General features: G+C 55.4%; 1 protein-coding gene. It reads left to right on the top strand.

All coding sequences use genetic code 11. From position 1 onward, the window contains the following. Nucleotides 1–313 precede the first annotated feature (313 nt). Nucleotides 314–490 (top strand): hypothetical protein, encoded by a 177-nt coding sequence (locus EL26_RS25725; protein ID WP_161780794.1) that lies wholly within the window; start codon nt 314–316, stop codon nt 488–490. Nucleotides 491–634: the final 144 nt, after the last annotated feature.

The following is a 634-nucleotide window of genomic DNA, read 5'->3' on the forward strand; positions in this document are numbered from 1 at the left end:
GGGGATTCGAACCCCTGAGACGGTTTCCCGCCTACACGATTTCCAATCGTGCTCCTTCGACCAAGCTCGGACATCTCTCCACGTTTCAGTACCTCTCGCCGTCCGCATCAGCGGCGACAGGAGTAATAATAGCACCCTTCGCCCCACTTGATCAACAGGCTTGTCCAGACAAAATGCTACAAAATCGCGCTTTCTTCGCAACTGCTTTCACCGGACTCCTCCTTGCGACGAATTCCTTCACTTTGTGTATAGAACGGTTTGTCCACATCCCACAATACAGATAGACCTTACACAAAGGGTGGTGCGATCAAACATGAACAAGCAACAACGCGACGAAGGCTTGGAGTTTGAAAAGTCGAGCGAGGGATGGCGCATCAACGCCAGCACCTCGATCACGCTGACCGCCATCTCCGCTGTCACCCTCCTCCTCCTTACTGCGATCTGGGCCGCTGCGACGCACCCGGAGACCGTCCTGAAGATGCTACCTTGATCCGGCACCCCATCGAACCCTTCGATGCAGCAACGAATACAGCAAAAAGCCCAATCTCCTAGGAGATCGGGCTTTTCCTCATGCCTCGCGACGTCCTACTCTCCCGGGACCCTGCGGTCCGAGTACCATCGGCGCTGGAAAGCT

This window comes from Tumebacillus flagellatus (assembly GCF_000714935.1).
GTDB classification, from domain to species: domain Bacteria; phylum Bacillota; class Bacilli; order Tumebacillales; family Tumebacillaceae; genus Tumebacillus; species Tumebacillus flagellatus.

What these genes read in the sequence shown, in the direction of transcription:
- EL26_RS25725 (WP_161780794.1), top strand. Translation starts at nt 314, where the DNA reads ATGAACAAGCAACAACGCGACGAAGGCTTGGAGTTTGAAAAGTCGAGC.